Annotated in this window: 24 protein-coding genes, 1 tRNA gene and 1 pseudogene; 15 read left to right on the plus strand and 11 right to left on the minus strand. The window is 42.2% G+C overall.

Annotated elements, in window-relative coordinates; genetic code table 11:
• Together CUR83_RS00005 and murD are read right to left on the minus strand one after the other, a co-directional pair.
• A partial coding sequence (locus tag CUR83_RS00005; RefSeq protein ID WP_284718821.1) for an FtsW/RodA/SpoVE family cell cycle protein occupies positions 1-763 on the minus strand: 763 nt, incomplete at its 3' end.
• A gap of 288 nt (positions 764-1,051) precedes the next feature.
• Entirely contained in the window at positions 1,052-2,488 is a 1,437-nt protein-coding gene (murD, locus tag CUR83_RS00010) for a UDP-N-acetylmuramoyl-L-alanine--D-glutamate ligase (protein ID WP_093070146.1), read from the minus strand.
• 668 nt (positions 2,489-3,156) lie between these two features.
• Here murD and CUR83_RS00015 point away from each other — a divergent pair.
• The 5 genes from CUR83_RS00015 to CUR83_RS00035 all read left to right on the plus strand — a co-directional run bounded on the left by CUR83_RS00015 (position 3,157) and on the right by CUR83_RS00035 (position 7,851).
• Positions 3,157-4,656, plus strand: a complete 1,500-nt coding sequence (locus CUR83_RS00015; RefSeq protein ID WP_093070144.1) for a SulP family inorganic anion transporter — start codon at positions 3,157-3,159, stop codon at positions 4,654-4,656.
• Between the two features lie 171 nt (positions 4,657-4,827).
• Positions 4,828-5,682, plus strand: coding sequence for a universal stress protein (locus tag CUR83_RS00020; protein WP_093070142.1), 855 nt, complete (start codon positions 4,828-4,830; stop codon positions 5,680-5,682).
• A gap of 462 nt (positions 5,683-6,144) precedes the next feature.
• Positions 6,145-6,483: a P-II family nitrogen regulator gene (locus CUR83_RS00025; protein ID WP_010197981.1), complete on the plus strand. Its 339-nt coding sequence runs from the start codon at positions 6,145-6,147 to the stop codon at positions 6,481-6,483.
• A gap of 106 nt (positions 6,484-6,589) precedes the next feature.
• Positions 6,590-7,096, plus strand: a complete 507-nt coding sequence (locus tag CUR83_RS00030) for an ammonium transporter family protein (RefSeq protein WP_284718822.1) — start codon at positions 6,590-6,592, stop codon at positions 7,094-7,096.
• Positions 7,060-7,851 (plus strand): ammonium transporter family protein, encoded by a 792-nt coding sequence (locus tag CUR83_RS00035; RefSeq protein WP_284718823.1) that lies wholly within the window; start codon positions 7,060-7,062, stop codon positions 7,849-7,851. The genes CUR83_RS00030 and CUR83_RS00035 overlap by 37 nt, the downstream gene beginning before the upstream one ends.
• Positions 7,852-8,047: 196 nt before the next feature.
• On the opposite strand, the gene CUR83_RS00040 is transcribed toward CUR83_RS00035, so the two are convergent.
• The 3 genes from CUR83_RS00040 to CUR83_RS00050 form a co-directional block, all read right to left on the minus strand.
• Entirely contained in the window at positions 8,048-8,431 is a 384-nt protein-coding gene (locus CUR83_RS00040; protein WP_058023491.1) for a DUF2147 domain-containing protein, read from the minus strand.
• A 260-nt stretch (positions 8,432-8,691) separates the two neighbouring features.
• Positions 8,692-8,955 (minus strand): hypothetical protein, encoded by a 264-nt coding sequence (locus CUR83_RS00045; RefSeq protein WP_093070137.1) that lies wholly within the window; start codon positions 8,953-8,955, stop codon positions 8,692-8,694.
• A 52-nt stretch (positions 8,956-9,007) separates the two neighbouring features.
• On the minus strand, positions 9,008-9,844 hold the full coding sequence (locus CUR83_RS00050) for a DNA/RNA non-specific endonuclease (RefSeq protein ID WP_227674111.1): 837 nt from the start codon (positions 9,842-9,844) through the stop codon (positions 9,008-9,010).
• A 186-nt stretch (positions 9,845-10,030) separates the two neighbouring features.
• On the opposite strand from CUR83_RS00050, the gene CUR83_RS00055 reads away from it, so the two are divergent.
• Both CUR83_RS00055 and CUR83_RS00060 read left to right on the plus strand, forming a co-directional pair.
• Positions 10,031-10,121 (plus strand) — tRNA-Ser (locus tag CUR83_RS00055).
• A gap of 283 nt (positions 10,122-10,404) precedes the next feature.
• Complete coding sequence (locus CUR83_RS00060; RefSeq protein ID WP_284718824.1) at positions 10,405-11,760, plus strand: tyrosine-type recombinase/integrase; 1,356 nt, start codon at positions 10,405-10,407, stop codon at positions 11,758-11,760.
• A gap of 93 nt (positions 11,761-11,853) precedes the next feature.
• Here CUR83_RS00060 and CUR83_RS00065 read toward each other — a convergent pair whose 3' ends face one another.
• Complete coding sequence (locus CUR83_RS00065) at positions 11,854-13,077, minus strand: hypothetical protein (RefSeq protein WP_284718825.1); 1,224 nt, start codon at positions 13,075-13,077, stop codon at positions 11,854-11,856.
• A 586-nt stretch (positions 13,078-13,663) separates the two neighbouring features.
• Here CUR83_RS00065 and CUR83_RS00070 point away from each other — a divergent pair.
• From CUR83_RS00070 to CUR83_RS00095, 6 genes are all read left to right on the plus strand, one after another.
• Entirely contained in the window at positions 13,664-14,569 is a 906-nt protein-coding gene (locus tag CUR83_RS00070; RefSeq protein ID WP_144297489.1) for a YagK/YfjJ domain-containing protein, read from the plus strand.
• Positions 14,570-14,706: 137 nt separating this feature from the next.
• On the plus strand, positions 14,707-14,994 hold the full coding sequence (locus CUR83_RS00075; protein WP_284718826.1) for a hypothetical protein: 288 nt from the start codon (positions 14,707-14,709) through the stop codon (positions 14,992-14,994).
• A 95-nt stretch (positions 14,995-15,089) separates the two neighbouring features.
• Positions 15,090-16,085, plus strand: a complete 996-nt coding sequence (locus CUR83_RS00080; RefSeq protein WP_284718827.1) for a DUF932 domain-containing protein — start codon at positions 15,090-15,092, stop codon at positions 16,083-16,085.
• A 122-nt stretch (positions 16,086-16,207) separates the two neighbouring features.
• Positions 16,208-17,332: a YqaJ viral recombinase family nuclease gene (locus CUR83_RS00085; RefSeq protein WP_284718828.1), complete on the plus strand. Its 1,125-nt coding sequence runs from the start codon at positions 16,208-16,210 to the stop codon at positions 17,330-17,332.
• Between the two features lie 140 nt (positions 17,333-17,472).
• Positions 17,473-18,384: a recombination directionality factor gene (locus CUR83_RS00090; RefSeq protein ID WP_284718829.1), complete on the plus strand. Its 912-nt coding sequence runs from the start codon at positions 17,473-17,475 to the stop codon at positions 18,382-18,384.
• Positions 18,385-18,552: 168 nt separating this feature from the next.
• On the plus strand, positions 18,553-18,813 hold the full coding sequence (locus tag CUR83_RS00095) for a helix-turn-helix transcriptional regulator (RefSeq protein WP_223808574.1): 261 nt from the start codon (positions 18,553-18,555) through the stop codon (positions 18,811-18,813).
• 64 nt (positions 18,814-18,877) lie between these two features.
• Here the strand turns inward: CUR83_RS00095 and CUR83_RS00100 are convergent, their stop codons facing one another.
• Both CUR83_RS00100 and CUR83_RS00105 read right to left on the minus strand, forming a co-directional pair.
• Positions 18,878-19,090, minus strand: coding sequence for a hypothetical protein (locus CUR83_RS00100; RefSeq protein WP_284718830.1), 213 nt, complete (start codon positions 19,088-19,090; stop codon positions 18,878-18,880).
• Between the two features lie 328 nt (positions 19,091-19,418).
• Positions 19,419-21,071: an RNA-binding domain-containing protein gene (locus tag CUR83_RS00105; RefSeq protein ID WP_284718831.1), complete on the minus strand. Its 1,653-nt coding sequence runs from the start codon at positions 21,069-21,071 to the stop codon at positions 19,419-19,421.
• 187 nt (positions 21,072-21,258) lie between these two features.
• Here CUR83_RS00105 and CUR83_RS00110 point away from each other — a divergent pair, with 187 nt between their 5' ends.
• A complete protein-coding gene (locus tag CUR83_RS00110; RefSeq protein ID WP_284718832.1) occupies positions 21,259-22,194 on the plus strand; it encodes a hypothetical protein in 936 nt (311 codons plus the stop codon).
• 143 nt (positions 22,195-22,337) lie between these two features.
• On the opposite strand, the pseudogene CUR83_RS00115 reads toward CUR83_RS00110, so the two are convergent.
• A pseudogene (locus tag CUR83_RS00115) lies at positions 22,338-22,721 on the minus strand (transposase family protein); the annotation flags it as partial.
• Between the two features lie 8 nt (positions 22,722-22,729).
• Positions 22,730-23,170 (minus strand): IS5/IS1182 family transposase, encoded by a 441-nt coding sequence (locus CUR83_RS00120; protein WP_071001767.1) that lies wholly within the window; start codon positions 23,168-23,170, stop codon positions 22,730-22,732.
• Positions 23,171-23,398: 228 nt separating this feature from the next.
• Between CUR83_RS00120 and CUR83_RS00125 the strand changes: the two genes are divergently transcribed.
• The gene (locus tag CUR83_RS00125) at positions 23,399-23,647 is read left to right on the plus strand and encodes a hypothetical protein (RefSeq protein ID WP_284718833.1); all 249 of its coding nucleotides are present in this window, start codon (positions 23,399-23,401) and stop codon (positions 23,645-23,647) included.
• Between the two features lie 28 nt (positions 23,648-23,675).
• Here CUR83_RS00125 and CUR83_RS00130 read toward each other — a convergent pair whose 3' ends face one another.
• Complete coding sequence (locus tag CUR83_RS00130) at positions 23,676-26,780, minus strand: type I restriction endonuclease subunit R (protein WP_284718834.1); 3,105 nt, start codon at positions 26,778-26,780, stop codon at positions 23,676-23,678.
• Positions 26,781-26,784 lie beyond the last annotated feature (4 nt).

Raw genomic sequence — 26,784 nt, forward strand, 5'->3', positions numbered from 1 at the left:
TCAGACTACGTGCCAGCTGATAATCGGTATCCTGCACATCATCAAACGGATCCATGAACGACATCACACGTACCAATCGATACTCTGCCGTGGTCACCATCAACACTGCGCCACCAACGGCTGCCGCACCCAATGCTAAGAAATGCTTATAAGGTGCTCCAGCGATATAAAAAATCGCAAATAGCGTCCCCAAAATAACGACAAAAGAACCAAAATCTGGCTGCGACAATAGCAGTATCGTTATCAGTACCACCACTAGCATAATGCGTAAAAAGCCGTCTAGGCCATTACGAACCTCAAAAGAGCGGCGCACCACAAAATCAGAGACAAACACAATCATGACAAGCTTAGCCAACTCGGCTACCTGAAAGTTAAAGCCTCCCAGCGTGAGCCAGCGCTTAGAGCCGTTAATGGGTGTACTAAACAGCGTTGCCACCAGCAAAATACCAGTAATACCCAACAAAAGAAACTGCGTTTCAGTCTTATATAGCGTCCGTAACGACACACCATAATAAGGGATAATGGCGACGATTAACCCAATCGTCATGTAAAGTAGCTGATTATTGAAAAAATACAGCTCCGTCATACCGCGACTGAGCGCAAAAGGAATAGAAGCAGAAGCCACCATCAGCAGACTAAGTACCATCATGCAACCTACGCTCGATAGTAAAATTGCGCGCGCTGATGGCATAGAAAGCACACCATCTGAGCCAGAGGCTTGCTTGGTTTTGGGCGAAGAACGAAAAAAAGAAGAGAGCGCCATAATTTTATATACACTAACAAACGAAAAAACACGACGTCTATGAAACGCCACCGTTTAAAAAATCATAAAGTAAATCTTACTAGATAGACGATGATAAAAACCCTCAATCATCAAAAAATGCTTGAGCAATCATTTATCTAGCAACCAGAGTCATTACGATCGACAGTAGCAGCAATTTATAAGCAAAACAATCATTTATACGAGAAATGCTGCTTTGGTTAATAAGTAACTCACATGCTACTACACTATCTAAGCTAATCTGTTCGAGCCCATAGCCATTTAAAACTTTTAACTGATAATCGTGCTATCTGATTGTGCCGTGTCTAACTGAGCAACCAATCGACTGAAATGCTCACCGCGAGCCGCATAACCACTGTATTGATCAAAACTGGCACAGGCAGGTGACAACAATACCGCTTGCACTTGCGATAGGCTGCTGGCAGTGACTTGCTGAATAGTGACAAAGGCGTTTTCTAATGTTTGGCATTGATGCAATGCCACATCGTCGCTTAATTTCGTTGCGCGTAAATGCTGCTCAATCTGCTTGCCATCCTCACCAATAAACAGCACTTGGCTGACATACTGATTGATAAAGGGCGTCAACTCGCCAAACTGCTGACCTTTACCTTGCCCGCCCAAAATCAATAATAGCTTACCATCTTTTGGTGCATAGACCGCGCCTAGCCCTTCGATAGCAGCCATGGTCGAGCCAATATTGGTGCCTTTAGAATCATCAAAATAGTCGATATTAGCAAAGCTCCCTATATACTGGCAGCGATGCTCAAGACCTGTGAATTGCTGTAACGTTTCGAGCATACTCTCAAGGGGCAAACCTGCAAGCTCACCGAGCGCTAAAGCTGCTTGCGCGTTTAGCAGATTATGACGTCCTTTCATCAACAGTTTGTCTGCGGACAGTAACCTTTCTGTACCACGCGCAATAAATGTTTGACCTTCCCCATCTGTTATCAGGCCGTACTGTCCTTTGTCAGGCGCATGGATGCCAGTACTGATCCTTGGCAGATTGTCTGCAACCAATGGACGGGTGAGTGCATCCTCACGGTTGATGACGACGGACTTAGCGCCTTGGAAAATACGATGTTTGGCCTGATGGTAGCCCAGCATATCACCATGGCGATCGAGATGATCTGGTGACATATTGAGGACAGTGGCAACCTTTGCCCCCAAATTTGTGACGGTTTCTAGTTGAAAGCTAGATAGTTCTAGCACCGCCAGCTCCATGTTCGTATTATCCAGCAAAGTGAGTGCTGGTATCCCTATGTTGCCGCCTACACCCACATTGATACCAGCGTCTGCTGCCATTTGCCCAACTAAGGTGGTCACGGTGCTTTTGGCATTGGAGCCTGTGATCGCCACGATCGGCACCGTACAAGCCTCACAAAAAAGCTGAATGTCGCTGACGACGGGAATATTTGCGTGACGAGCTGCTGCAATGGCAGGTGTGTCAAGCGAGATACCAGGACTGATAATAATGCGGGCAGCTTGCTGCAATAATTCTGCGTCAATGGTACCAAACTGACGAACCTCAATCTCATCTGGCAATTGTGCTGCCAGTGTAGGCGCGACCTGTGCATCTGTTACCGCCACTTGATAGCCTTGTTTGGCAAGATAATGCGCGACCGATAACCCAGACTGTCCCAAACCAACCACGACCTGTAGACCATTACCCTTGTGGATCAAGGTTTCTGTTGCGTTATGAGCGGTCATATCTATTCCTTCTATTGAACGAGCGAGATGTCATCAAGCACACTGATGCGGATAGCGACTCCAAATGACACCGTCGAGATGACAAGCATCATAACGGTATCGTTCAGATTTCGGTACTGATTTTTTATGTGTTTGTGCTATTATTCGCCTATTTTTATATTCAGTGGCTAATGCTATAATAGCTAACTTAATTGATGCGTGACACTGCTATATGATAAAGCAGTTCACCCAAGCATTTTAGTTTATCATGTTGTCACATTAATCGCGCTATTGTCACGTCTCTTTAGCAATGATTCATGTGTTACAACGAGATGTCAGACCCGCATTCTTTTCTGGCAGATTATTGATTACCCTCTACTGCAGCAAGTGATTGCTGATTCTATGTCTTACGATAGGTCTTTTTTATAGCCTATTTTAAGCAATCTGGTTCAAACCATATTTTAGGTAGTTTTATTGCTCTTATCATCTTTTTGAATATTGATGAGCGTATTTGTGATACCAAAAAAATCAGTAGACATACTTATGATTGACCTTTCACATTCCAACACGGCAACATGACCTGTGCATGTTGACGTAAAAGAAAAATGAATAGCTATTTTTAGTGACACGATCATTTTATAAATGAGTAATGATTACTTTTTTTGCCTCTAACCCTATGTAGTTTACTTATGATATCTTTTGTTGATAACTTGCGTGACGAGTGGTTCTCCAACGTTCGCGGTGACGTTTTATCGGGCTTGGTTGTCGCCTTGGCGCTTATTCCAGAAGCCATTGCTTTCTCTATTATCGCAGGTGTGGATCCAAAAGTCGGCCTATATGCCTCATTCTGTATCGCTGTGGTGATCAGTTTTGTCGGTGGTCGTCCAGGTATGATTTCGGCAGCAACGGGTGCTATGGCCTTAGTCATGGTTGATTTGGTTGCCGATCATGGTTTGCGGTATTTACTGGCTGCGACCTTATTGTGCGGCGTCATTCAGGTCGTCATGGGCATCCTAAAGCTTGGTAATTTGATGCGCTTTGTCTCGCGCTCAGTCGTCATTGGCTTTGTCAACGCACTGGCAATATTGATATTCGCCGCCCAGTTACCAGAATTAAATCCCATGACTGAGCGTGTCGGTATGACGGTATATATCATGACAGCTGTGGGTTTGGCAATTATTTATCTGTTTCCACTTATCCCTAAAATAGGCCGTGTGATTCCCTCTCCATTGATTTGTATCGTTGGTTTGACAGCGGTCGCCATGTATATGAATCTTGATATTCGTAACGTCGGTAACATGGGTGATTTGCCAGATTCGTTGCCTGTGTTTTTATTGCCTGATATTCCATTGAACCTAAATACATTGTTGATTATTGCTCCTTATTCTATTGCGCTTGCCATTGTGGGTTTATTAGAGTCTATGATGACTGCGACGATTGTCGATGAGCTGACCGATACGCCAAGTGATAAGAACAAAGAATGCCGTGGTCAAGGCATAGCTAACGTGGTGTCAGGTTTCTTCGGTGGTATGGCAGGCTGTGCGATGATTGGTCAGTCAATGATTAATGTAAAATCCGGTGGACGCACGCGCCTTTCTACCTTGATCGCAGGTGTAGTACTGCTTATCATGGTGGTGTTTTTGAGTGAATGGGTCAGCCAAATCCCAATGGCAGCCCTCGTTGCTGTCATGATTATGGTATCGATTGGCACGTTTAACTGGCAATCTATTCGCGAATTCAAAACCCATCCGATGTCATTCAATATAGTGATGCTAGCGACGGTATTGACCACTGTCTTTACGCACAACTTAGCTTATGGCGTTGGTGTTGGCGTGTTGCTATCTGCCTTAGCATTTGCCAATAAGATTGGTCAGTTCTTAACCATATTCAGTGAGTACGATGATAGTAGCAATACCCGTTATTATTATGTTCAAGGACAGGTATTCTTTGCCTCTACGACACAGTTTTTGAATAGCTTTGATACCAAAGAAGCGGTAGACAGCATTCAAATTGACGTCAGCAATGCACATTTTTGGGACATCAGTGCTGTTGATACCTTGGACAAGCTGGTCATGCGCTTGCAACGTGAAGGTATTAATGTCAAAGTGGTAGGACTCAACAATGCGAGTCGAACACTGATTGACCGCTTCTCTATTCACGATCGCCGAGATATTGGCTTATTAGATTAAGCAAATCTACGTCTAACTTGTCATTGATGTATGGCAAGGTTGTATGGCAAGGTTTTGTGAATCGATGGATAAATAGACAGCTGCGTTGGTCAAAAGAGTTGGGTATGTACGTGATGCCTTAGCCCTACGCTGAGTGGCTGATTTTGATGATTAGAATGATGTGGCCGTTTTATGAGTAACTTAAAACCAGATAGTGTCATTGCTTGCTTGGACTGTCCTGATCATGTTCAAGCTGTATTAGAGGCCAGCATGTGGGCTTCTATTCGCTTGCGCGCGCCTGTAGGACTGCTACATTCAGTCCCAAGCTTACAGCAAAAAGCTGCAATCAATTATTCTGGTTGTCTCAATATCGATGATGAAAATGCCTTGCTTGAGCAGTTCACAACCAAAGAGCATTTGGGCAACTGTGAACTAAAAGCACAGGGCAGACTATTACTGTCTCAAGCTACCACGTATTGCGAGCAAAAGCCTCATAAGCTTAAAACTTATACCTTGCATCGTCATGAAAACCTGAACCAGAGTATCGATTACGTCGATGACAAAGCACAATTGATCGTTATCGGTCATCATGTCACGTGCAAATCGACATTAGGACAACTGATTAGAGTCAGCCACTGCCCCATTTTGGTGACACATGCACCATTTTTGCCCCCTACTACCGCTTTGTTTGCTTTTGACAACAGTCCAACATGCCATAAGTTACTTAATTGGTTGTGTAAGACCCCGCTCGTGCGTGCCTTGACCATTCATATTGTCATGATCGGTAAAGAAACCTCTGATAACTGTGACGCCCTACGTGAAGCATACGCGAAGCTCAAGCAAGCAGGTATCAAATCTAAAAAAATATTATTAGACTGCCGTGATGTTGCGGCGGCTTTAAATTACTACCAAAACCAAAACGATATCGGCCTACTCATAACAGGCGCGTTTGGCCAATCGCGTTTACGTGAGTTGCTACAAGGCAGCGATACTAAGAAGTTATTAGGCAGCACCAAAACACCATACCTCCTTTTTCCTAAGGCTTAAGCATCGTTTTATCTACACACATAGCCTATCTATATAAGCGCAGAGCACCAATGACTCTTTTGGTCTCTGCCGCTTACCGCGACCTCTCCTCTATTTAGCTTTAATCAGCTGTCATCAAACGTTCATTTTATTACTAAACTCAAGTTAGCAAATCGTCACATGAAATAGAGGGATAGCCTCCCCAAGCACCTACAAAGTTGGTTATAATAAAGTTTTCATTAACCAAACGCTAAAGGTTGATTCGCTTTTACTATGTTTATAATGATGGCTCTCATCATTACATCGTCACCCATATACTCTGTTGCAACCGCGGTTATTTTTGAATAAATAAACCCAATTCTACCTCCCCCTTGAGTAGGTTGGCACAGTTCTTGAATAACTTATCGTAAGCAAAGCAGAGATACGACGATGCACCATAATGCCTCTATCAATCTGCGGCATCACACAAATAAGGAATTTTTTATGAAGCTAATCACTGCGATCTTAAAACCGTTTAAGCTCGACGATGTGCGTGAAGCGCTTTCTGACATCGGTGTTAAAGGTGTTACCGTCACTGAAGTCAAAGGTTTCGGTCGTCAAAAAGGTCACACAGAGCTCTATCGCGGCGCAGAATACGTGGTGGACTTTTTACCTAAGGTAAAAGTCGAAGTCGCTGTGATCGACGAGATGGTCGAACCTGCTATTGAAGCAATCACTCGTATCGCTAGCACTGGCAAGATTGGTGACGGCAAAATCTTCGTCACTGCGCTTGAGCAAGTCATTCGTATCCGTACGGGCGAAACCGGACCTGATGCTATCTAGATTTGAGGCCATATCTATAAACATCGATTTATAGAGAAAGGCTCTTACTGCATTTTTATCTATCGGTCATACCGATATCTATATTGTAAATTCAAGGGGAATTTAAATGGAAAGTCAAATCTTTGAGCTCCAGTATGCGCTCGATACGTTTTACTTTTTGATCTGTGGGGCATTGGTCATGTGGATGGCAGCTGGCTTCACTATGCTAGAGGCCGGATTGGTCCGATCAAAAAATACGGTCGAAATCTTAACTAAGAATGTCGCGCTATTTGCGACCGCCTGTACTATGTACATGATATGCGGCTACGCTATTATGTATGGTGGCGATCTGTTCTTGAGCGGAATTGCAGGCGGCGACACCTTGGTAGAAGACGCGTTAGCAGCCTCTGCCGAAAATGGCTTTAGTGGTGACTCTGTCTACTCTGCAGCCTCAGATTTTTTCTTCCAAGTAGTCTTTGTAGCGACTTGTATGTCAATCGTTTCAGGTGCTGTTGCTGAGCGTATGAAGCTATGGGCTTTCTTATTATTTGCTGTTGTCATGACTGGTGTTATCTATCCATTAGAAGGCAGTTGGACTTGGGCGGCAACGATGTCTTTGGGTTATTTAACCTAGGTGACATGGGTTTCTCTGACTTTGCAGGCTCTGGTATCGTCCATATGGCGGGCGCTGCTGCTGCTCTAGCAGGTGTATTACTCCTAGGACCCCGTAAAGGTAAATACGGTCCTAAAGGTGAGATACGTGCGATTCCTGGCGCCAATCTTCCACTTGCGGCGCTTGGTACATTGATCCTATGGATGGGTTGGTTCGGTTTCAACGGTGGTTCAGTACTCAAGCTTGGCGATATCGCCAGTGCCAACTCTGTTGCCATGGTATTCTTGAACACCAATGCTGCTGCTGCTGGCGGTGCTGTGGGTGCTCTGATAATCGCTCGTATCATCTTTGGTAAAGCGGATCTAACCATGCTCCTAAACGGTGCATTAGCCGGCCTAGTCGCCATTACTGCAGAGCCATCAACCCCTTCTGCGCTACAAGCCACTCTTTTCGGTGTTGCCGCTGGTGTCATCGTCGTATTATCAATCTTAGCGTTAGATAAAATCAAAATTGATGATCCAGTGGGTGCAATCTCAGTTCATGGCGTGGTTGGTCTGTTTGGTCTACTAATCGTACCAATTACCAACCCAGCATCTACCTTCATCGGTCAGATTGCAGGCGCTGCGACCATCTTTGTTTGGGTATTTGTTGCAAGCTTCATCGTTTGGGTCATCATCAAAGCTGTCATCGGTATCCGTATCTCTGAAGAGGATGAATATGAAGGTGCTGATATTGCAGAGTGTGGTATGGAAGCTTATCCAGAATTTATCAGATAAGACCTCTTAATAGTCTAAACCCTATCGTTCGATACGCTGATACTACTTACCGTAGTGTCAGCGTTTATTATTTTATTGAGTAACCTCCCCTTACTGACACAATAAAATGTAAAACATAAAAAATCCCGCAGTACCTTTCGGTAGTGCGGGATTTTATCTATTAAGTACAGATCTGATAAAAAACTACTTGATCGACTTATTTCTTTTTCCACTCTTGGCTACGAGAGAATGGACCAATATAGCCTCTTAGCTTCAAAGTATTACCACTTAGATTTGCCGTCATACGATAATCTTTGCCTTTTTCAGGATCAGTAATCGTACCACCGCTGTATTTACCGCCACCATCAGATTTTAGACCTCTAATAATGGTCGTGCCTATATGCTTTTTGCCTTTGGCTGAGTTAGTAGCAATAAGCGTACCTGTCAGTACCCCATTTGACTCAGTAATTTTTACCGTACCTTTTGGCTTGCCTTCATCATATGTCTGCCAAGTCGTATTGGCTAATGGGTCAGCAGCAAATGCCATACTAGCAATACCAATACCAGCAACGGCTAACGTGGTTTTTGTAAATAACTTCATAGATTGACTCCCTTCATACAATGATTGCTCGAAACATTATGTTTCTGATCTCCTATGCTTATCCTTTGCTAGAATCTTTTATTACAAGCTTTGCGATTCCCTACTTATAAAGCGTAGGTTATCGATATTGCTCATAACTCTTTGTCAAAGATTTTGAGCGACATAAGCGATGTCTTGACTCATTATAATCAATTTTCCGACTTTGCCTAGTAATTTTTTTATACTTTATTATTTCTATAAAATAAAACCATATCAAAGACTTACAAGAAGGGATTGTCGATATCTTTGCCCAATTGGTCATCATTTTCCTTTGACTTATCATCATTATTATTATAAAGGTTTTTACTTTCAAATATGTTTATGACCCGACTCATTAGCTCATGCAATTGCTGAGCGTGTTCATATCCGGATGCATCCAAAGTCAGGTCAATATCACCATAGATGATGATTTTGTCCTTTTGGTTTTCAATAACAAGATCACCAACCTGCATGCTTTGGTGATCATTGGCGAATGGGTCAATCATGTGTGTATCCTTATGGTGTATTTAAAACTCAAAAAGTATTCTACGTTTTGCTCTATGCCTTTAACTGCGCAAGTAACCACTCCAAAATAGCCCAGACGAATAGCATCCAATCCGGCTCCTGAGCTGACGCATCAGTTGTGTCTGAACTCTCACCTGCCTTCAATGGCAAATCCAATGCTTCTCGCTTGGTTTGAATGTCCAACATCGGCAAGACATCGATACCGGTTTCAGCGGTCAGCTCATCGATACTAATAACATCAATGCGTTCAGATTCGTCATTTGGTGCGTAATATACCCCTGCCTGATTGGTCGCGGGTATATACACTGCTTTGAAAAAATGGCTGGGTACAAGCACACGATTGGCAAGCTGCTTGGTCTTTTTATTGGTAAATGCGACGCCAGTAATGGTATAAACCTCACCGTATTGCTGGGTCAAATAGCGAGTAGCAGACTCAATATTACGCCAAATATAACGATTATTGCGCGGCGACTGCGGCGCGATATTGGCCAGACTAAAACTATCATATTGCTGGCTGCGCGTTGCCATATTGGCATTTGGTGCTAGGTGTCCGCGATCATAACCAGAACCTGAATAGTCAGACAATGACGCGCGTGCTGTTTCTGGGAGCTTGCTTTCTTCGTGAAAACTGTCTTCACGGTCGATCTGTTTGGCTTGCTGCAGACGCGCACGATCTAGATGTTCTGCTGACCACAGCGGTGTCCGTGATACACCAGAGTACATAACGGCAAAGCCATCCATGCATAGTGTTTGTGTCTTATTACTTAGCTTGGTGTTGGTAAATTCAGGATAGATACCACCATAAAAAGATTGGCTACACTGCGTGAAATTATCAGCATGTGCCTGATTAACACCTATTACAACTGTCATGACAGTCATTAGTATGCTGTGTTTAACTCCATATGTGCGCTCACGGAAACTTATCATTCAATCTTCAACCATTTATACTCATCATTGCGTATCTGCTATCCTAGCAGGCAGTTAGCAATAAAGAAAGATAGCGCGCAAGTCGTGACATTTTAAATGGTATCCGCTATACTTAGGCGTTCAAAAAACGGTGAAGTGGGTGAGTGGCTGAAACCGCACGCCTGGAAAGTGTGTATACGTTAATCGCGTATCGAGGGTTCGAATCCCTCCTTCACCGCCAATCTTATAATATCCTACTTTTCCCACCTTGTCCCAAACGCTCCCATATACCTTTGCAGCCCTTTATAAATAACGCTTCTAGCGTTTTTTTTATGCCTACTACTTTCCCAATCTATCCGAACATAACCCACCTATCCCGCGGCTTGTGTTGGTCTATTCGTTGGTCTATTATTTCATTAGACCTCAAAAAGACCAACATTTAGGCTTTATGATTCAGCATTAGACCAACGTACTTGTTGTATTTCTTGATTCATATAGCTTTAAGCCATAGGGAATAGACCAACATGCTAAGCGATAGTAAGATCCGCAAGCTTAAACCTAGTGAGAAATGCACACCTTCACGTCCTGACAAATACAGTGATCAGCAAGGCTTACAGCTATTAGTACGCAATACTGGCACAAAGACATGGATAAGCGCCTATCGCTTTGATAGTAAGCAGACACGCCTCACACTCGGTACTTACCCCATCATGTCGCTTGCTGAAGCTAGACAAGCCAATACTGACATTAAAGCGCTGCTCGCTGATGGTATCGACCCAAAAAATAAAAAGCGTCAAGACAAGCTTGCTAACATCCACGCGCAAAAGTTCAATAACTACGCCTTAGACTGGCTCGCTGAGCGCAAGCGCAACGTTAAGCCGCGTACCTATCAGCAAGACTATAACCGGATGCATAAAGACGTATTGCCTCATTTTGAAGGCATTGCACTAAAAGATGTAAGCTTTGAGGATTGTCGATCGATGGCAGATGAGATCGAAACGCGTGTGAACACAAAAGGTGAGCCGCCACGTGAGGTGACTAGACGCACTATTGATCTGGTTGCTAATGTTTTAAGACGTGCCAAACGCGAACGCATCATCGACCAAAACCCAATCGATGATCTAAAAGCACTCTATCCTAAAGCCAAAAGTCAGCACATGAAGCATGTAGATATCAATGAGCTGCCTGCCCTACTCCAAGCTATCGAAGGCTATCATGGTCACGACCAAACCCGATTAGGTATGAAATTCTTAGCATATTCATTCTGTCGTACCATCGAGCTGCGTATGATGAAGTGGAGTCATATCGATTTTGCCAATCGCTTATGGCGTGTTGATATTGATAACCTTAAAATTGCGCGTAAGCATGTCGTACCGCTATCAGATCAAATGCTGGCAGTATTAGAAGAGATGAAAGCAATCACAGGGAAATATGAATATGTGTTTTACCACACGGGTATGCATCAGCCGTATAGTGAAGAGTTTATCAATAATGCGCTCGATATCTTGGGTTACGCAGGCAAACAGACAGGTCACGGCTTTCGTCACATCGCCTCTACCAACCTAAACGAGCTTGGCTATATGGGCGATGCGATCGAAAAGCAGATGGCGCATGATAAAAAAAGCAGCATTCGCGCGGTTTATAACCACGCGCAGCACTTAGAAGAACGGCGTAAGATCATGCAGGTCTGGGCGGACTTTTTAGATCTGCTCCGAGACAAAGGTAAGGTAGTAGACTTTCAAACAGCAAGGCAGCAAATTGAGAGGTCGTTAGGTAGTTATCAAGCTGATGGCCTTGAAGCAATTGATAAACAACACCTTATTCAAGCGCTTATTAATAAGGGTATGACGAAAGTAGAGTTGCAGGAGCTATTAGAATAATTTGATAATTTTTTTATAAAGTTAGCCATTCAAAACATTAGATCAAACACTTAATAATTACATCAAATCGAGTGGCTTTCCCTACTAAACCACCTAGTTTTTGTTGAAAACTTTTTTATATTCATTTTCAATGATTTGACTTATAACCTTGTTGGCAGTCGTTCCTTTAGCTTTCATGATAGAGTCCAATTGATCTTGATTTTTCTTATATATCTTGACTTCACTTAAATCTTCATTTTTGTTGCTCGTTGAGAATTTAGCCCATGCGTCTTTCATGTTCTCTATAATTTTGGCTCTATATGATATTTCAGATATTGACTCAAGATCAACTGTAGGGTCGCTCATATCTATATTTTTAGTAAGAGTCTCATATGTGTATTTTGCATTTGATAGGACATCAAGACTCGCTAAGATTAAATTATACTTGTCCTCTATAGAGGAGGGTATGAAGATATCCTGAAGTATAAGGTGATCTCTCTTGTCTGAGCTTAGATAATTATAAGCCCATTCAATTTGATCACTATCATCACCCTTGAGCCACTTAATTTCTCTATCAGTACGATTTCTAAAATATACAGATTTAATAGTTTCTATACGCCATATTAACGGAAGATTGTTTTCGACTACATAATTTGCATAATACGGAAGGGTGAGTGGAGTGTAGTTGAAATGCATAATCTCATATTTTAAATAATTCGAAATATGAGAAATTAACTCAGTACCTCCAACCATAGTTTTATTGTAAAAAAACCCTTGAACTAAATAAGCGATGTGCAGGGCGCTACGAAGATCACCTTTTATCCAGTTCAATGAGCTATCTGGCAGCTGGTTGTTAATTTTAAATCGCATTAGCTCGTGAAAGTATGGAATTGGATATGGCTGAGACTTGAATATGCTGATCAAAGTGGATTTGAACGCTCCCTTATCAAATTCGATATTAGCTGATAAATTTCCCAAATATACATTGTGCGCAAATACCAAGCTCTTGCAATCCTCCTCATTAAAACTTCCAATCGTTTTATAAAAATCCTCATGGTTTTTCCAGTTTTGCTTTGCATGGTAAAAATACAAGTCAGTACTAAATTTATATTGCTGAGCCTGATGATATGCATTAGCTTGATTTAGCACTTCTTGATTTAAACTAGTAGATGGCTGATTATCGCCTTCTACTACAGCCCCATTATTATCAGATGTAGCTGTTAAAGCCATAGAAGCACATCCACTTTTTTCAACCGGGATTTCGTAATTGTCGTTCAATCGATCATAATTATGAGCCGAGTTTCCATCATTATAATTCGAATTATTAGCGTATATCATAGCCAGATTTCCTTCAAAAAAACTCTTAAAAAGTGGGTTAATAGTCTATTTTAGTAGGAAAAAAGTATGTATTTACTACATAAGAACTCCCTAATATAGAGGCGTGAGCAGTCTTACACCGTTTTTTAGCTTAAAATAGACTGAATTTATTCTTTCATCTTTCTGCTTTGACTATACCTTGTATATAAGTTTCGTTCTAGCAATAAGTGTGAGTGATTTCGGCCTAATATAAATGCTTCGTTTAGGTACTATCTGCGTGCCCTTGAATGGATGATTTCATCACTAAGCGGGATGGGCTCCACTAAGCAAGAACAATATATGATACGTTTTGACAACCCCAGTCAGCTAACTCCATCCTAATCGGAACTCTAACGCAGACAGCAATACTGCATCTGCTCCGATAAAAAAACATCAAGCACACAAGCAAAAAGCTGCTCTTTGGCAGCTCATCCTTAGTGGGTTATTTATATTATTAATAATGCCATTATCATTTATTCTAGTGCTGAGAGCGCAACTCTCAGCAGTTAATATTATAAAAATACAGACTGACCTTACCCTATGAAACCAACTTCATAGGAGCACTACCATGCCGTATTCACATCTTAATCAACCTCTAGTTGTCGCTAATGTTCACAGTCTGGTTACGGACATACTGGCGAACACCATCAGCTTTAATGAGACTATGGATAAACTGAACGGGTTGTATTACCCGTTCATGAATCATCTCAATACTGAGTTATTTTATACACAGCCAGTCTTAGCATTTTTTAGTAGCACTCAAGCGATCGTTGGTGATACCTATCCAGAAAATGTGATTTGGGATCATGATAAAACAAAGCGTTTTATCAACATACTGTCATGCTATAAAAATGATATTGAGAATGAACGTCAGGCGTTCATTTATCAAGAATCGTACAATAAAAGGGAATTAAAGAACTATGTACACAGCCTGATTAATCATTACTCACGACTGCTCTTTATCCGTATCGACCTAAAATACGTAAAAGAAACCAGCCACCATGTATCTATTGAAGATTTTGACTGTCACATGAGAAAATTTAGAGATCTTATCGGTAATAAGAAAACATGCTTTGAGCATCTGCAAGGCTATGCATGGGCTCTTGAACAAGGTGGTATTGAGGGCGGACTGCACTGTCATTTACTCCTAATATACGATGGCTCAGAAAGACAAAATGACTGGTATCTAGCAAAAGAGGTAGGTGAAAAATGGAAAATGATGACAGGTGGTTTAGGTGAGTACTATAACTATCACGATACAGAGACTAAGCAGAAGTATGAGAAAAATGGCAAATTGGGTATTGGCATGATCTATCGTGATAATGCTAAGAAAGTTGAAAACGCGGTAACGTCAGCTTTATACCTAACCAAACCAAGCAAGCATGAGCAGCAGCTTAAATTGTGGGTGCCAAACATGCGCACCTTTGGTCACGGTATTTATAGAACCCCAAAACGTAGAGGCATAATCTCATAGCAAAATAATTTCAGATATATAGTATTTCCATGAGATGAGCATCGATGTCATCGTTGCCTTATCAATCTAACCCTAAACGCATCATCAAGGCCTGCTTTATAGCAGGCCTTTTTATGCCTCATTATCAAGGAGATCCTATGAAACCCATCTGTCCCAATTGTCACTCTTCTCATGTCATCGAAAATATAGATACCAGTATGCAAAGCATTTCAGAGCATGTGCTCTCACCAAAGCTGTTAGTCAGTCTTAGCGTGAGCGTCTGCAAGTACTATAAGATCAATCCTGTGATTGGCATGGTCGCAGGCAGCGCCCTTGCCACCGTCATTAATCTGGCACAACAAAGACTAATGCAGCCTCCACTCATTAGAGCGGCTATCCTGCCTCGCTATTTATGCCGTACCTGTCAGCATACCTTTAGCGTCTGACATGCTCATTTATTGAAACCTTCAATGACTCATGTAGCAAAGCATGAAATCAGTCAAACCACTTATTTTATTCAACAATAAAAGGAAATATTCTTATGGCACATTTACTCGAATCTATGGCGTACGTCGGTGACACCCCCTGGCATGGACTAGGGCAAGAGTTATCCCCCAAGCAGCCTATTGAAGTCTGGGCCCGTGAGGCAGGTATGGATTGGCGTATTGAGTCCTCAGACGTCAGCTACATGGCAACCAATGATAAAGGCCAAAACCTGATCATGCCTTTTGATAGCAATAAGGTGCTGTATCGCAGTGATAACTTGGAGCCGTTGTCAGTGGTCAGTCAACGCTACCAAGAAGTACAACCGAGTGAGATTCTAGAGTTTTATCGGGATCTCACCGAACAAGCTGACTTTGAGCTAGAAACAGCAGGAGTGCTTAAAGGCGGTCGTAAGTTCTGGGCACTCGCTCGTACTGGTCAATCAGCAACACTACGAGGTGGTGATGTCAGTCATGGCTATCTACTTCTAGCAACCGCTTGTGATGGGACGCTTGCGACCACAGCGCAGTTCACCAATATTCGCGTGGTGTGTAATAACACTTTAGCGATCAGCTTGGCTGATGGCAGCGGCGGCGTTGTAAAAGTACCGCATAGCACTAACTTTGATGCTGATAAGGTCAAACGGCAACTAGGCGTATCTGTCAGTCAGTGGGATGCGTTTAATTATGAGATGAAGCAGCTAACCAACAGACGAGTGACCCAAGCAGAAGCGGCCAATTATTTAAACCGGGTGTTTAACGATGTCAAAGACGATGGCCTTATTCTGTTTAATACCGCTAAGAAGGAGAAAGAAGCGGTTCCGAATGCTCGCGCTATGAATCAAGTGATGACTATGTTCAATGGACAAGGTCGCGGTGCAGATTTAGACTCTGCCAAAGATACTGCTTATGGCCTGCTGTCTGCGATGACAGAGTTTGTCGATCATGAACGCCGTGCTATGTCGAGGGATCATCGCTTAGACTCAGCTTGGTTCGGTGCAGGGGCTAAACTTAAAGATAAAAGCTTAGATGAAGCGCTGCGCTTAATTGCTTAATCTCTTAATGACTTTGTTTACTCAATGAATCAACCACGCCTTTGAGCGTGGTTTTTTTATGCCGCTAATCAAACAAAGTACCGTATTACTTATGAATAATAAATCTAACGAAGGAGTTCATCATGAACATGATCGCATTAAACAATACAACAATCATTCAGCCAAGAGCTAAGCGTGTAACCGTTAAGAGTAAGGCTTCAATCAAAGCTCGGCACAATAGCGAAGAGTTGCCAACGCCTAAAGTAGATAATAAAGCGGTTAAGCCATCTGCTAATCAATCAAGCACGGCTAAGCGTTTGGTCAACACCAAAAACTTAAGTCGTGAAGAGTGGCTAGCTGTTCGCAAGCAAGGTATCGGCAGTAGTGACGCTGCTGCCGCTTGTGGTATCCATCCGTATCTATCGATGCTTGAGCTATGGATGATTAAGACAGGACGCATGGAATCAAGCATCGATGAAAGCTTAGAGGGCTACTCACCTCTTTACTGGGGTAACACGCTAGAGCCAATGGTGGCTAAATACTATCAAGAACATACAGGCAATAAGGTAAGGCGTGTGAACGCTATCTTGCAACATCCTGAGCAGCCATTCATGCTAGCAAATTTAGACTATGCCATTACTGGTAGTGAGGAGGTACAAATCTTAGAGTGCAAAACCGCTGGTGAACATGGTGCCAAACTTTGGAAGGATGGTGTTCCGCTCTATGTCACCTGCCAAGTTCAGCATCAGCTGGCGGTGACGGGTAAGCAGGCAGCGCACATCTGCGTGCTGCTTTGTGGTCACGAGGCTAAGATTTATAAGGTTGAGCGCGATGAAAAGTTGATCGCAAGCATCATCGAGCATGAGCGTTTGTTCTGGCAATACGTGCAGACCGACACCCCGCCAACCCCTGATCATTCAGAATCTGCAGCTCGAGCATTAAAGCAGCTTTATCCAGCGCCTCAGCCGTCAAGCAAGGTCGACCTGCGAGATGACGACGGAGCCAACAAACTATTTGAGCAGTTACTGAGCTACCGTGACTATATGCAAGAGTTAGAGCAGCGTCATAATCAAGTTAAGCATCAGCTGCAAACACTGATTGCCGATAATGAAGTCGCTGTGTTTGAAAAAGGGGCTATTTCATGGAAACGCTCGAAAGACAGTGTCGGTCTTGATAGCAAAGCGGTTATCAAAGCGCATCCTGAGCTACTAGCGAAGTTTAGTAAAACTAAGCAAGGTAGTCGCCGCTTTGTCATCTTAAACGATTAAGCTATCTATCTCTTAACTATCAATATATTCATCAAACAATCAAAGCCAATCAATCGAAGTAAACACATAACCGCCCAGCCATCAAAGCTGGGCTTTTTTATGGGCAAACACAATTTATTAAACCTATAAGGAATATCACCATGATTAAAGGTCTCACCATAACCCCGCCCGTACTTGGCCGTATCAGCATTGGACGTGTCATTCAAAAAGACGGCAAACGTCTTCCTGCTAAAGACGATCAATTCACCATCACCAGCCAAGTTCAAAATAAAGACGGCTGGATCAATCATCCACTAGACGAAAAGCTACGTGCAAATAATGACGGTAAGCTCAGACATATTCCCGTACGTATGTTGTTTAACGATCCGACACTAAACCTACGAGCTGAGTACACGCTATTTGATCGGCAAACGGGCAGACCGCTATGCGTAGGTGACGGTGAGAGCTGTCAGCGGCGCACAAGCAAGGGTGTAGAGCAACTGCCTTGTCCATCCCCTGATCGCTGTCCACTCGCGCAAGGTGGCGCGTGTAAGCCATATGGTCGCTTGTACGTTAATCTCAGTGAAGACGATGAGCTTGGTACGTTTATCTTTCGCACCACAGGCTTTAATAGCATTAGAACGCTTGCAGCACGGCTGAGCTATTTTGCAGCAGTATCAGGCAATAAGCTGTCCTGTTTGCCACTGCAACTAACCCTACGAGGTAAAAGCACGACGCAAAGCTATCGAACGCCGATTTACTTTGTGGATTTAACCTTGCGTGATGGTGTGACACTTAAAGATGCAGTACAACATGCCAGAGCGATTGATAATGAACTGAGTGAACACGGCTTTGATCAAGCGGCATTAGAGGAAGCCGCGAAGCTTGGCTATGTGAATTCGTGCTTTGAGATTGATAGCGATAGTCTACTTGATGTGGTCGAAGAATTTTATCCAGTAGAGACTGATGATGTCAGTAGTGTTCAGCAAGGGAATTATCAAAACAGGTTAGCGACTCATAACGTGACTAGCATTGAGCAAGGATTACGGCAAAGTGTTACAGCGGTGAGCTAACGCATTCAAAGCAGATAGGTGACATAAAAAGGAGCGGATTCATTCTGCTCCTTTTTTATTACTTCAACCCAAGACTAGAGAACGGACTGTATAGGATGCCGTAAAAAAATATGGGACTCCCTCACTGTATGAGAGATGACGCTCTCATTAACTAATAAGGAGATATTCATGGAAATTTTAAACACAGGCACTCAACAAAACGTATCAACACGAAGCATGCCGCAAATACCTCGCATGCTACCGCTAAAGCAAGTCGTACATTATACAGGGCTTAGCAGCACTACGATTTACGACATGCTCGATAAAAGATCAGACCGTCACGATCCCACCTTCCCCGTTCAGGTTAAGCTAACCAAGGGACGTGTGGCATGGGTCGAAAGCGAAGTTGCTAAGTGGATTGAAAGTAAGATAGCGACTCGAGTTCATTGATACGCTATAAAAAAATAAGCTGCGTTACGCAGCTTATTTTTTTCTTTAATAGCATCAGAGCAACTTATCGATTTATATCAATGAAAGCTCCAACAGGCACGTCACCTTCAAAGTCATCGTGCGCTAAACCCTGCTTTGCCATTTGTTCAGTAATATCATCTTCAAGCTGTTGCTCTTCTGGTGTAAGCTCTTCATCTTCAAGCTGTTGGTCTTGTAATGTAAGCTTATCAAAGTCAACAATATTTTCTATATGATCATCACCGTATGGACTATCCATCGTACCTTCCTTATACTAAATGTTAGAGTGATTAGTATTAGGCGACTAAATAACTATTTCAAGTCTTTTTTTTGTACTAATTTCATGCTTAATAAACTAGGTATTCTTAACTAAGAGACAAAACCACTTTTTCTCTCTGCAACAATTTTTACTAGCTGATCAAAACTCATTACTTCTATATAGACAATATAGAAAGGCACATCATGAATAGATTTATTTACAAATAAATCGATCACTGGCAAAACGTCAGACTCAGACAGCTACTAGGCTCTTTTTAAAACACTTTAAATAGCTAAACCTAGCTAGGCTTAGCTGTTTTTAGCTATCCTTAGCTATTTGGAAGAGACCAAGACCAACCCTCCGAAACGACTAAACCATCTCGGCGCATTTTCTGCAATAGATTACGCACCTTGTTCTTACGCTGTTTATCATCCAGTACTTGCGGTAATTTATTAGCCAGCATTTTATCAAAATCAGCTAGTCTACCTCGTTCAAACGTCTTGAGGTATTCTACGATCAAACTTTGATAATGCATATCATCTAAGCCACGCATTTGCATATACTCCGCCTGCTGCTCAGTATGCTTAGCAACATCAGCGGCGATGATATAGCTATTTTTACGTCCTTCTATCAATGACTTTTTGCGTAACGCGTCGGCTTCTTCTTCAGTAACGCTTTGCCCTTTCTGGACTTTATCAAGCGCTATAATGTCATGCAGTGTGAGATTATCGACGGTTGCTAACTGCTTGGCGTACTCTTGATCAAGTACTTTACCTGTAAACTTCACGCCTACTCTTTCACGGGTTAAGTCATAATCTGGCAATGGGAAAAAGCGCTTAGACTGAATCTGATACATTTTTTTGATGCCGCTACCGATGGTGTCCATCATATTTAGATTGACCATGGCATTGACCAAGAACGGATTGCGGTAACTCGCTTCAGGCGCATCTTGTAGCAAGACATTTTCAATGGTCTTAGGAATAAACGCACCGCTGTTTTGAAACAATAGCGTTGAGTCTTCTTTTTCAACTACTATGATACGTCCACCTAGTCGGTAGTCTTGATGACCAATGGCATTGCTTAACGCTTCACGAATGATATAAGGATCGTATTGCTGCACCTCTTCAGGAAACAGCGTACCTGACGCCATGTAGCGATAGTTTAGGTTACGGATTTTGTTATACACCTCATCTAAGACTAACAAAAACGGCGGTTCAAAATGCTCATAGTCTTTTTCAATGCCATCAACGCCCTTTAAAATCCATGTGATATGCGCTTGCGCTGGACTCAAAAAACTCGTGGATTCATAACGACCTAATAAGATAATCGCCGTGTTGGTGATTTGACCATGAATGGTAATTTTGGCTTTATTTAAAAAAGTGATGTCATCCCATTCTTTAACATCTTCAGCCAACCGCTTGTTTTTATCCGCAAAGACTTGTCTAGCAACAGCGATAGCTTTAGGATCAAGATCTTCAAGCGTTGCCTCGTGGCAAATCTCGGCACTCCAGTCATCGGCTTGGTTTTGCCAGAGCTTACGGCTTTGATCGGGATAATGCTTGAGCAGTTTTGTGACGCTACCAATACGAATATAAGGCTCATGCAAAAAGCTAATGGGCGTATCGGTAGCTGCTGGAATCTCAAACAGCACCACTGCTTTACCATCGATCTGTAGTTCATGAATGGTAAAATGAATCTTAGGACTTAGACGGCTGACCAGCCAATGCTCTAAGTCCTCGTTACCTTTGGCTTTTTTTGTCTTTGGGCTAAAGCTTGTGCCTACGATTTCATGCGTGCCGTCCTCTACCCCAAACACTAAATAGCCGAATTTCTTGCCAGCCAAGCACGCGCCATTGGCTAGCGCAGAGATACGCTTACCGATCTCTTCAGGGCTATGAAAGTTATGCTTAAACTCAAGCCATTCTTGTTCGGTTGGTTGCTGAGTTAGGCTTAGGGCAAGGCTTTGGTAGTGGTTGGGCATAATGAGAGCGCTAGAAATGATTGAGTATGAATGATTCTGTTTTATTTATTATACGCTGTCAATTATGCAAAAGCAGTGTATCATTGGCAAAACTATAGTTTACAAAGAATGCGCGCGACACTATGTGACGCATGCTGTATCAATTTGATTGTGAAAAACATCATTTGCTTTAAAATTAGAGGACGAAATGGCTAACAAATCAAGACCCTTAACCTTTTACTACAAAACCATCAAGTTAGACGACGATATTACTTTTCAACAAATACTCGAAAGTTTGAATAATTTAAGTCCAGATCAGAGAAAACTTGTGGAAGGTAAGAAGACTTATCTTCTTAATAATGTGATGGACTATGAAGGCATGTATTACGGAGAGATTGTCTGTTTCGAGACAGATAAGGTTCAAAGTATTATTCATGATGCTGTCAAAGAAAATAATCTTTTAGAAAGTGCGATAACGACTAAAGACGTTGCTGCCAATGAAGCAGAACTTAAAAATAGCACCAGTGAGTTCGTCAATTCACGTATCATATTTGGTTTATCAGATAATCATTTAGCGATCAACCCTTCAATGCTTGGTATTAATAGGTTTGTCACTTACTTTAACTTTTTACTTAATACTTATTATTGGAAAGACCCCAAAAGTGCTAAAGTACTGTTAATTAAGGATGTTTTTCAAAAACCGCTTAAAGAAAAGCTCAAAGAAACACATGTTCGTAATGTCAAGATTGGACAGGGCGTACTCACTAAACATTCTGATAAAGCTACTGAAAAGCCTTTTAAACTAAAAGACAAATCGTTATTAGGTAAAATTACCGACGCTGTAGGAAAGAGCTTAGGTTTTAACTCTGCAATGGATGATTCTAACTTACGAGTAAACGTAACCATTGACTACTGCCGAAATACCTCTACTGAAGGTCAGAAAGTATTAGATGACTTAACAGTAGCGCTAGCAACACTTGACGACAGTTATATAGAAATTGATTTTGCTGACGGTTCAGACTATAAACAAGGTAATTTGAGAGTAAAGGGAGTAATCAAACAACAGATACTTGACAACAATAGCTTCGATAGAAATAGATTAGTTGAAGAAATCCATAGTTTTCTATATCAGAGTATAGAGTAACAAGACGAGGTTGCCATGAAAATTATATTTATTGGCTTGATGATGAGATGTCCTCTTATTCTGAATATCACTCTCATGGCTCTGATTTCTACTATACTTTTTATTTTTTTTAAAGACGATTCTAATTAGACCTCTTGCAAAAGTCATAGTCTAAGCTCGGAATTAATGATACCAGCAAACAGCTTCATTCTAAGATCATAGCGCTGACGACGGTTGCGATATTTATGAGCCACGATTTTGAACAACTTGATTAAGCCTATTTTGTGCTCAACCACAATACGGAACTTTGCCAGATAGTGATTGGCCTGTTTGCATATCTCCAATAACTGACCACCACGAGGTTTCTTAAATGGTGTGAAGGTTTGCTTATGTAGATTTGCTATACCCTGATAACCACTGTCTGCTAGATAGTTAGTATTCTCAGGCAACCAATCAGGACAAGTATCTTTATACAGCTTAAAATCGTGGATTGACCCTTTGCAGGTTTGTACATCAAGTATCAACCCTGTTTGCCAATGAACGATAACCTGCGCTTTTAAGGTGTGTTGTTTTTTCTTACCGCTATAGTAGTCGCTTTGGTTTTTTTTGGACGCTCAATAGGGGTTTCGGTGGCATCGACAATGACGACTGACCAATTGGTATCCTCATCGACACGACTAGGCAGCTTTTTAGGCAATTCAAACTTGCCAGAGTCAATCAGGATGTCTTCTACTTTACGAATGATACGGCTAGCAGAAGACTCATGAATACCAAAGTCCATACTGATATGATAAAGCGTGCGGTATTCACGCCAATAAGTCAGGGCTAATAGTATTTGTGCTTTAAGACTGAGCACACTTGGTCTGCCTGATTTGGTCTTAGATGCTTCATGCTCTTGCATGGCCTCAAGCATGTCATAAAAGGTGGCTTTATGAATGCCAGTGTAGCGTTTAAAACCAGCGTCACTTTGTTTGAGTAGCTTATTTATGTTTGGCATGGTTCCTAAAAAGTTATGAGTGTCTTCCTATTTTAATTCCCTTTGCTACTTTTGCAAGAGGTCTATTATATACTGATTAATTTCAGATGGTTCTTTACAGTAGCTGGTATTACAGCTGCTTTACTTGCGCAAATATACTTTAAGCTACAGGACACTAAATATATATCGAATGCTAGTGTTAGTGAGTTAAATCGTATTACTGATTTAGTTAAGGAATATTCCAGACCTGTGATGAAGCTAATCTTTTTTCATCTCTTTTTTGGGGTTGCTAGCAATATTGCTTTTTCTTTAAAGCTAATACCAACTGCTGATGCAATTGCTACATCAATTGCTCTTTCCTGTATACCGTTATGGGGAGTCAGTCTGTTTTTTGGATATGTAATATATGATGAAATTACAAGTTTTAGCTCTGATTTGACCAAAAGAAATCTTGAAAGAACTAGACGACAAGAAGCGCTCGAAGCTATGAAAAAGTGATAGTTAAAGACACCAATACCAAACTCTCCTACTCTAGCTTACCCTCACCCAAAACAAACGCTCTCAACGCCGCATCGACCTTCATATTGACCTTAAACATAGGGATACTGCTGCCTTCAAGTGTTTCAAAATACGCTTTGGCTTTTTCTTTATCCACAGTATTTTTTAGCTCATCAAAGCGTCCAAACTCGTTAATATTGGCCTCAGTCACAGCGCTGTCTAAAAGCGCTCGAAGCTGAGCCTCATCCAGCCCTAAGCTATCTGAAAACTGCTGAATAGTATCGTTCTGATCTTTTACTTGATAGTCAACGATATAGTCTTTAAAGGTACTATTTACTTCGACTTTGATCTTACCTCGCTGTACATCATTCAAGAATATATTAGCGTATTTTTGCTCATCAACACTTAGCGTCGGAAAGGCTTTGTGTAGCTCATTTAGCGCTTGCTCGGCATCGCCGAGTTCAAGTGATTCGATATATTTATTAAAGCGCTCGTTTAGATACGCCGTATCTATTCTGTCGGTATTGATCTGGGTCAAGTGCCCTGAGATATCAAAAGGCACATCACCTGAGCCGCCCGATGAGCCACCTTGAAACAGCTCTTTATAGCGTATAGCGAGTACTAAATAAATTTGTTCATCAAAGTTTAAGGTGACACTAGTATCTTCAAAATCATAGCTTAGCTTATCCCAAGTAAAACCTTGAATCTCTGCCGCCTCCAAGTGGTCGTTAAGCTGTTTAAATAGCTTGGCAAATTTAGCTTGGCTTGCCTCAGTACTAGGCAGGGCTTCAAAGTTTGCTATCCCATCTGCACTAAATACCGCTTGAATCTCAGCAAAAACAGCATTCATCTTAGCCAAATTATTCTCAAGCTTATCGACAAACAGACCGATGGGCTTATTACCAGAATACAGCTTGATCGCCGCCGCGATATTACGCTCCATGGTATGAGGCTTGCGATAATAGCGAATTGTGCCAAAGGGCTTTTCACGACCAAATAAGCGATTGGTGCGCGAGAACGCTTGAATGATATTCTCGTAACGTATGAGCTTATCAATATATAAGGTATTGACCCATTTAGAATCAAATCCTGTCAGCATCTGCTCAACGACAATCAATATATCCAGCTGCTGATCTGGGGTGCGCTCAATAAACTGATACGGCTCTTTATGGGCTAAGCGATTGGCAAGATCTTTTTTAAACTTGCTATGGCTGGCTATTTTAAAGTCTTTGTCATATTGGCTGTTGTAGTCGGTGATGATCTCAGCCATGCCGCGCTCTTTAAAAACGGATGTCTTCTCGTTGCCTTCATTGGCATCAAATAAAGCGCTGATTTTTAGATTAAGACCTTGCGCCTTGATTTGTGCTTTTAATAAACGATAATAAGTGATCGCTTCCGTGATACTACTGGTGGCAAATATGGCATGGAATTTACCGCCTCGGCTCAGCGTTGGAAAGTTATCTAAGATGTCTTCGACCACCATAGTTTGGTGCGTGTCTGTCAGATACTGCTCTTTTGGTAGATAATCCTCAATGCCTTTTACATACGTGCCATCAGCTTGCTTATGCCCTGCCATGGCAACATCATTGATAAACTCATAATACTTCTTTTTTTTAGCATCATCTGCTAAGGCTTCTGATTCGGAATCGGCTTTGGCTTGCTGCAGTGCCACTGCGCGGCGCACGTCTTTATCCTTAAAGGTCGCTACGCGGTACAGATCAAAGCCTAAGACGTTTTCGTCACGGATACCATCGGCGATACTATATCGGTGCAATTCATCACCAAAAATATCAGCAGTGGTATTCATTTTGCGCTGGTTTTCATCGTGAATGGGCGTGCCGGTAAAGCCAAAGAATATCGCATTTGGGAAGGTTTGCTTAATCGTTTTTAGCATATCGCCAAAGGTTGAACGATGCGCTTCATCGACAATAAATACCAAGCGCTTATCCTGCATCATGCTCAAGTCATGAGCGTTCATGCCGCTGCTATCGGCTTCGATATTACTCATTTTTTGAATGGAGGTGACGATCAAGGTATCCTTTGGATCACTGCTTTTTATTTTAGTGATTAAGGCGTAAGTATCCTCTGTGTCTTGCACACCTTCCTTATCATCAGCAAAATTTTGATATTGGGCGAATGATTGCGTGCCAAGCTCGATGCGATCCATCAAAAAGATCACTTTATCCGCATCTTGTGAGCTGGCAATCAGTTGTGCGGACTTAAAGCTGGTCATGGTCTTACCTGAGCCTGTGGTATGCCAGACATAACCACCAAGCTGAGTATTGTTTTGCCATTTGGTAGTAGATACCTTATCAGAGATGGCATTGGCAGCGTAATACTGGTAGCTACGCATGACCTTTAGTACACCATCTGCCTTGTCCGCTACGGTATAAAAGCCGATCATCTGATGCGCCATAGGAATAGACAGCAAGGAGCCTGCGATATCCTTATAGCTGTCATACGGCTCATTATAAAAGTCCGCCCAGCTGAAATAATAATCATCATTAAAGTTGCCATCGGGATTGGCAAAATAAACCGACTGCTCAGGATTCATCGCGACAAATATCTGTACGAGGGCAAACAGGCCAGTAAAGATACCCGCATCGGCATATTTTTCGATTTGCAAGCATGCTTGACTGACGGGAACGCCGCTACGCTTAAGCTCAATATGAAAGACGGGCATGCCGTTTATCAGTAGCATCAGATCACCACGGCGATCTCGCAATACGGGCGACTTGGTCGGGAATTGCGGTTGCTTGACGATCTGGTATCGACTCTGCCCTGCGGCAATCTCATGGCGATCATATATCTTGAGGCTGATCTCTTTGCCGAGGTGCAAGGTATCATGTGGATTGTCACGTGTGATAGCGACGGTCTTCCCATTGATAAAGCCGTTAAGCTTAAGCGGCGTCTTAAGAGTATTAATCTGCTCAATAAGCTGCTGCATCTCGCTGTCAGTCAGCGGTACGTTATTAAGACGGTCGATACCGCGATTGTTTTCAAATAAGATTTGCGCCCAGTTATCAATCAGATCTTGCTCAGTGGGTCGGTTAATGACCGCCTCTTCCCAGCCTTTTTGTTTTAGGATTTGGATGAGGGCGTCTTCAAATTTGTCTTCGGATGCAAAGGTCATGGGC

This window comes from Psychrobacter pocilloporae (assembly GCF_029872915.1).
Lineage (GTDB): Bacteria > Pseudomonadota > Gammaproteobacteria > Pseudomonadales > Moraxellaceae > Psychrobacter > Psychrobacter pacificensis.

What these genes read in the sequence shown, in the direction of transcription:
- CUR83_RS00050 (WP_227674111.1), bottom strand. Translation starts at nt 9,844, where the DNA reads ATGACAGTTGTAATAGGTGTTAATCAGGCACATGCTGATAATTTCACG.
- CUR83_RS00020 (WP_093070142.1), top strand. Translation starts at nt 4,828, where the DNA reads ATGAGTAACTTAAAACCAGATAGTGTCATTGCTTGCTTGGACTGTCCT.
- CUR83_RS00015 (WP_093070144.1), top strand. Translation starts at nt 3,157, where the DNA reads ATGATATCTTTTGTTGATAACTTGCGTGACGAGTGGTTCTCCAACGTT.
- murD (WP_093070146.1), bottom strand. Translation starts at nt 2,488, where the DNA reads ATGACCGCTCATAACGCAACAGAAACCTTGATCCACAAGGGTAATGGT.
- CUR83_RS00110 (WP_284718832.1), top strand. Translation starts at nt 21,259, where the DNA reads ATGGCTAACAAATCAAGACCCTTAACCTTTTACTACAAAACCATCAAG.
- CUR83_RS00045 (WP_093070137.1), bottom strand. Translation starts at nt 8,955, where the DNA reads ATGATTGACCCATTCGCCAATGATCACCAAAGCATGCAGGTTGGTGAT.
- CUR83_RS00130 (WP_284718834.1), bottom strand. Translation starts at nt 26,780, where the DNA reads ATGACCTTTGCATCCGAAGACAAATTTGAAGACGCCCTCATCCAAATC.
- CUR83_RS00085 (WP_284718828.1), top strand. Translation starts at nt 16,208, where the DNA reads ATGAACATGATCGCATTAAACAATACAACAATCATTCAGCCAAGAGCT.
- CUR83_RS00095 (WP_223808574.1), top strand. Translation starts at nt 18,553, where the DNA reads ATGGAAATTTTAAACACAGGCACTCAACAAAACGTATCAACACGAAGC.
- CUR83_RS00030 (WP_284718822.1), top strand. Translation starts at nt 6,590, where the DNA reads ATGGAAAGTCAAATCTTTGAGCTCCAGTATGCGCTCGATACGTTTTAC.
- CUR83_RS00070 (WP_144297489.1), top strand. Translation starts at nt 13,664, where the DNA reads ATGCCGTATTCACATCTTAATCAACCTCTAGTTGTCGCTAATGTTCAC.
- CUR83_RS00105 (WP_284718831.1), bottom strand. Translation starts at nt 21,071, where the DNA reads ATGCCCAACCACTACCAAAGCCTTGCCCTAAGCCTAACTCAGCAACCA.
- CUR83_RS00075 (WP_284718826.1), top strand. Translation starts at nt 14,707, where the DNA reads ATGAAACCCATCTGTCCCAATTGTCACTCTTCTCATGTCATCGAAAAT.
- CUR83_RS00100 (WP_284718830.1), bottom strand. Translation starts at nt 19,090, where the DNA reads ATGGATAGTCCATACGGTGATGATCATATAGAAAATATTGTTGACTTT.
- CUR83_RS00090 (WP_284718829.1), top strand. Translation starts at nt 17,473, where the DNA reads ATGATTAAAGGTCTCACCATAACCCCGCCCGTACTTGGCCGTATCAGC.
- CUR83_RS00065 (WP_284718825.1), bottom strand. Translation starts at nt 13,077, where the DNA reads ATGATATACGCTAATAATTCGAATTATAATGATGGAAACTCGGCTCAT.
- CUR83_RS00060 (WP_284718824.1), top strand. Translation starts at nt 10,405, where the DNA reads ATGCTAAGCGATAGTAAGATCCGCAAGCTTAAACCTAGTGAGAAATGC.
- CUR83_RS00120 (WP_071001767.1), bottom strand. Translation starts at nt 23,170, where the DNA reads ATGCCAAACATAAATAAGCTACTCAAACAAAGTGACGCTGGTTTTAAA.
- CUR83_RS00080 (WP_284718827.1), top strand. Translation starts at nt 15,090, where the DNA reads ATGGCACATTTACTCGAATCTATGGCGTACGTCGGTGACACCCCCTGG.
- CUR83_RS00025 (WP_010197981.1), top strand. Translation starts at nt 6,145, where the DNA reads ATGAAGCTAATCACTGCGATCTTAAAACCGTTTAAGCTCGACGATGTG.
- CUR83_RS00040 (WP_058023491.1), bottom strand. Translation starts at nt 8,431, where the DNA reads ATGAAGTTATTTACAAAAACCACGTTAGCCGTTGCTGGTATTGGTATT.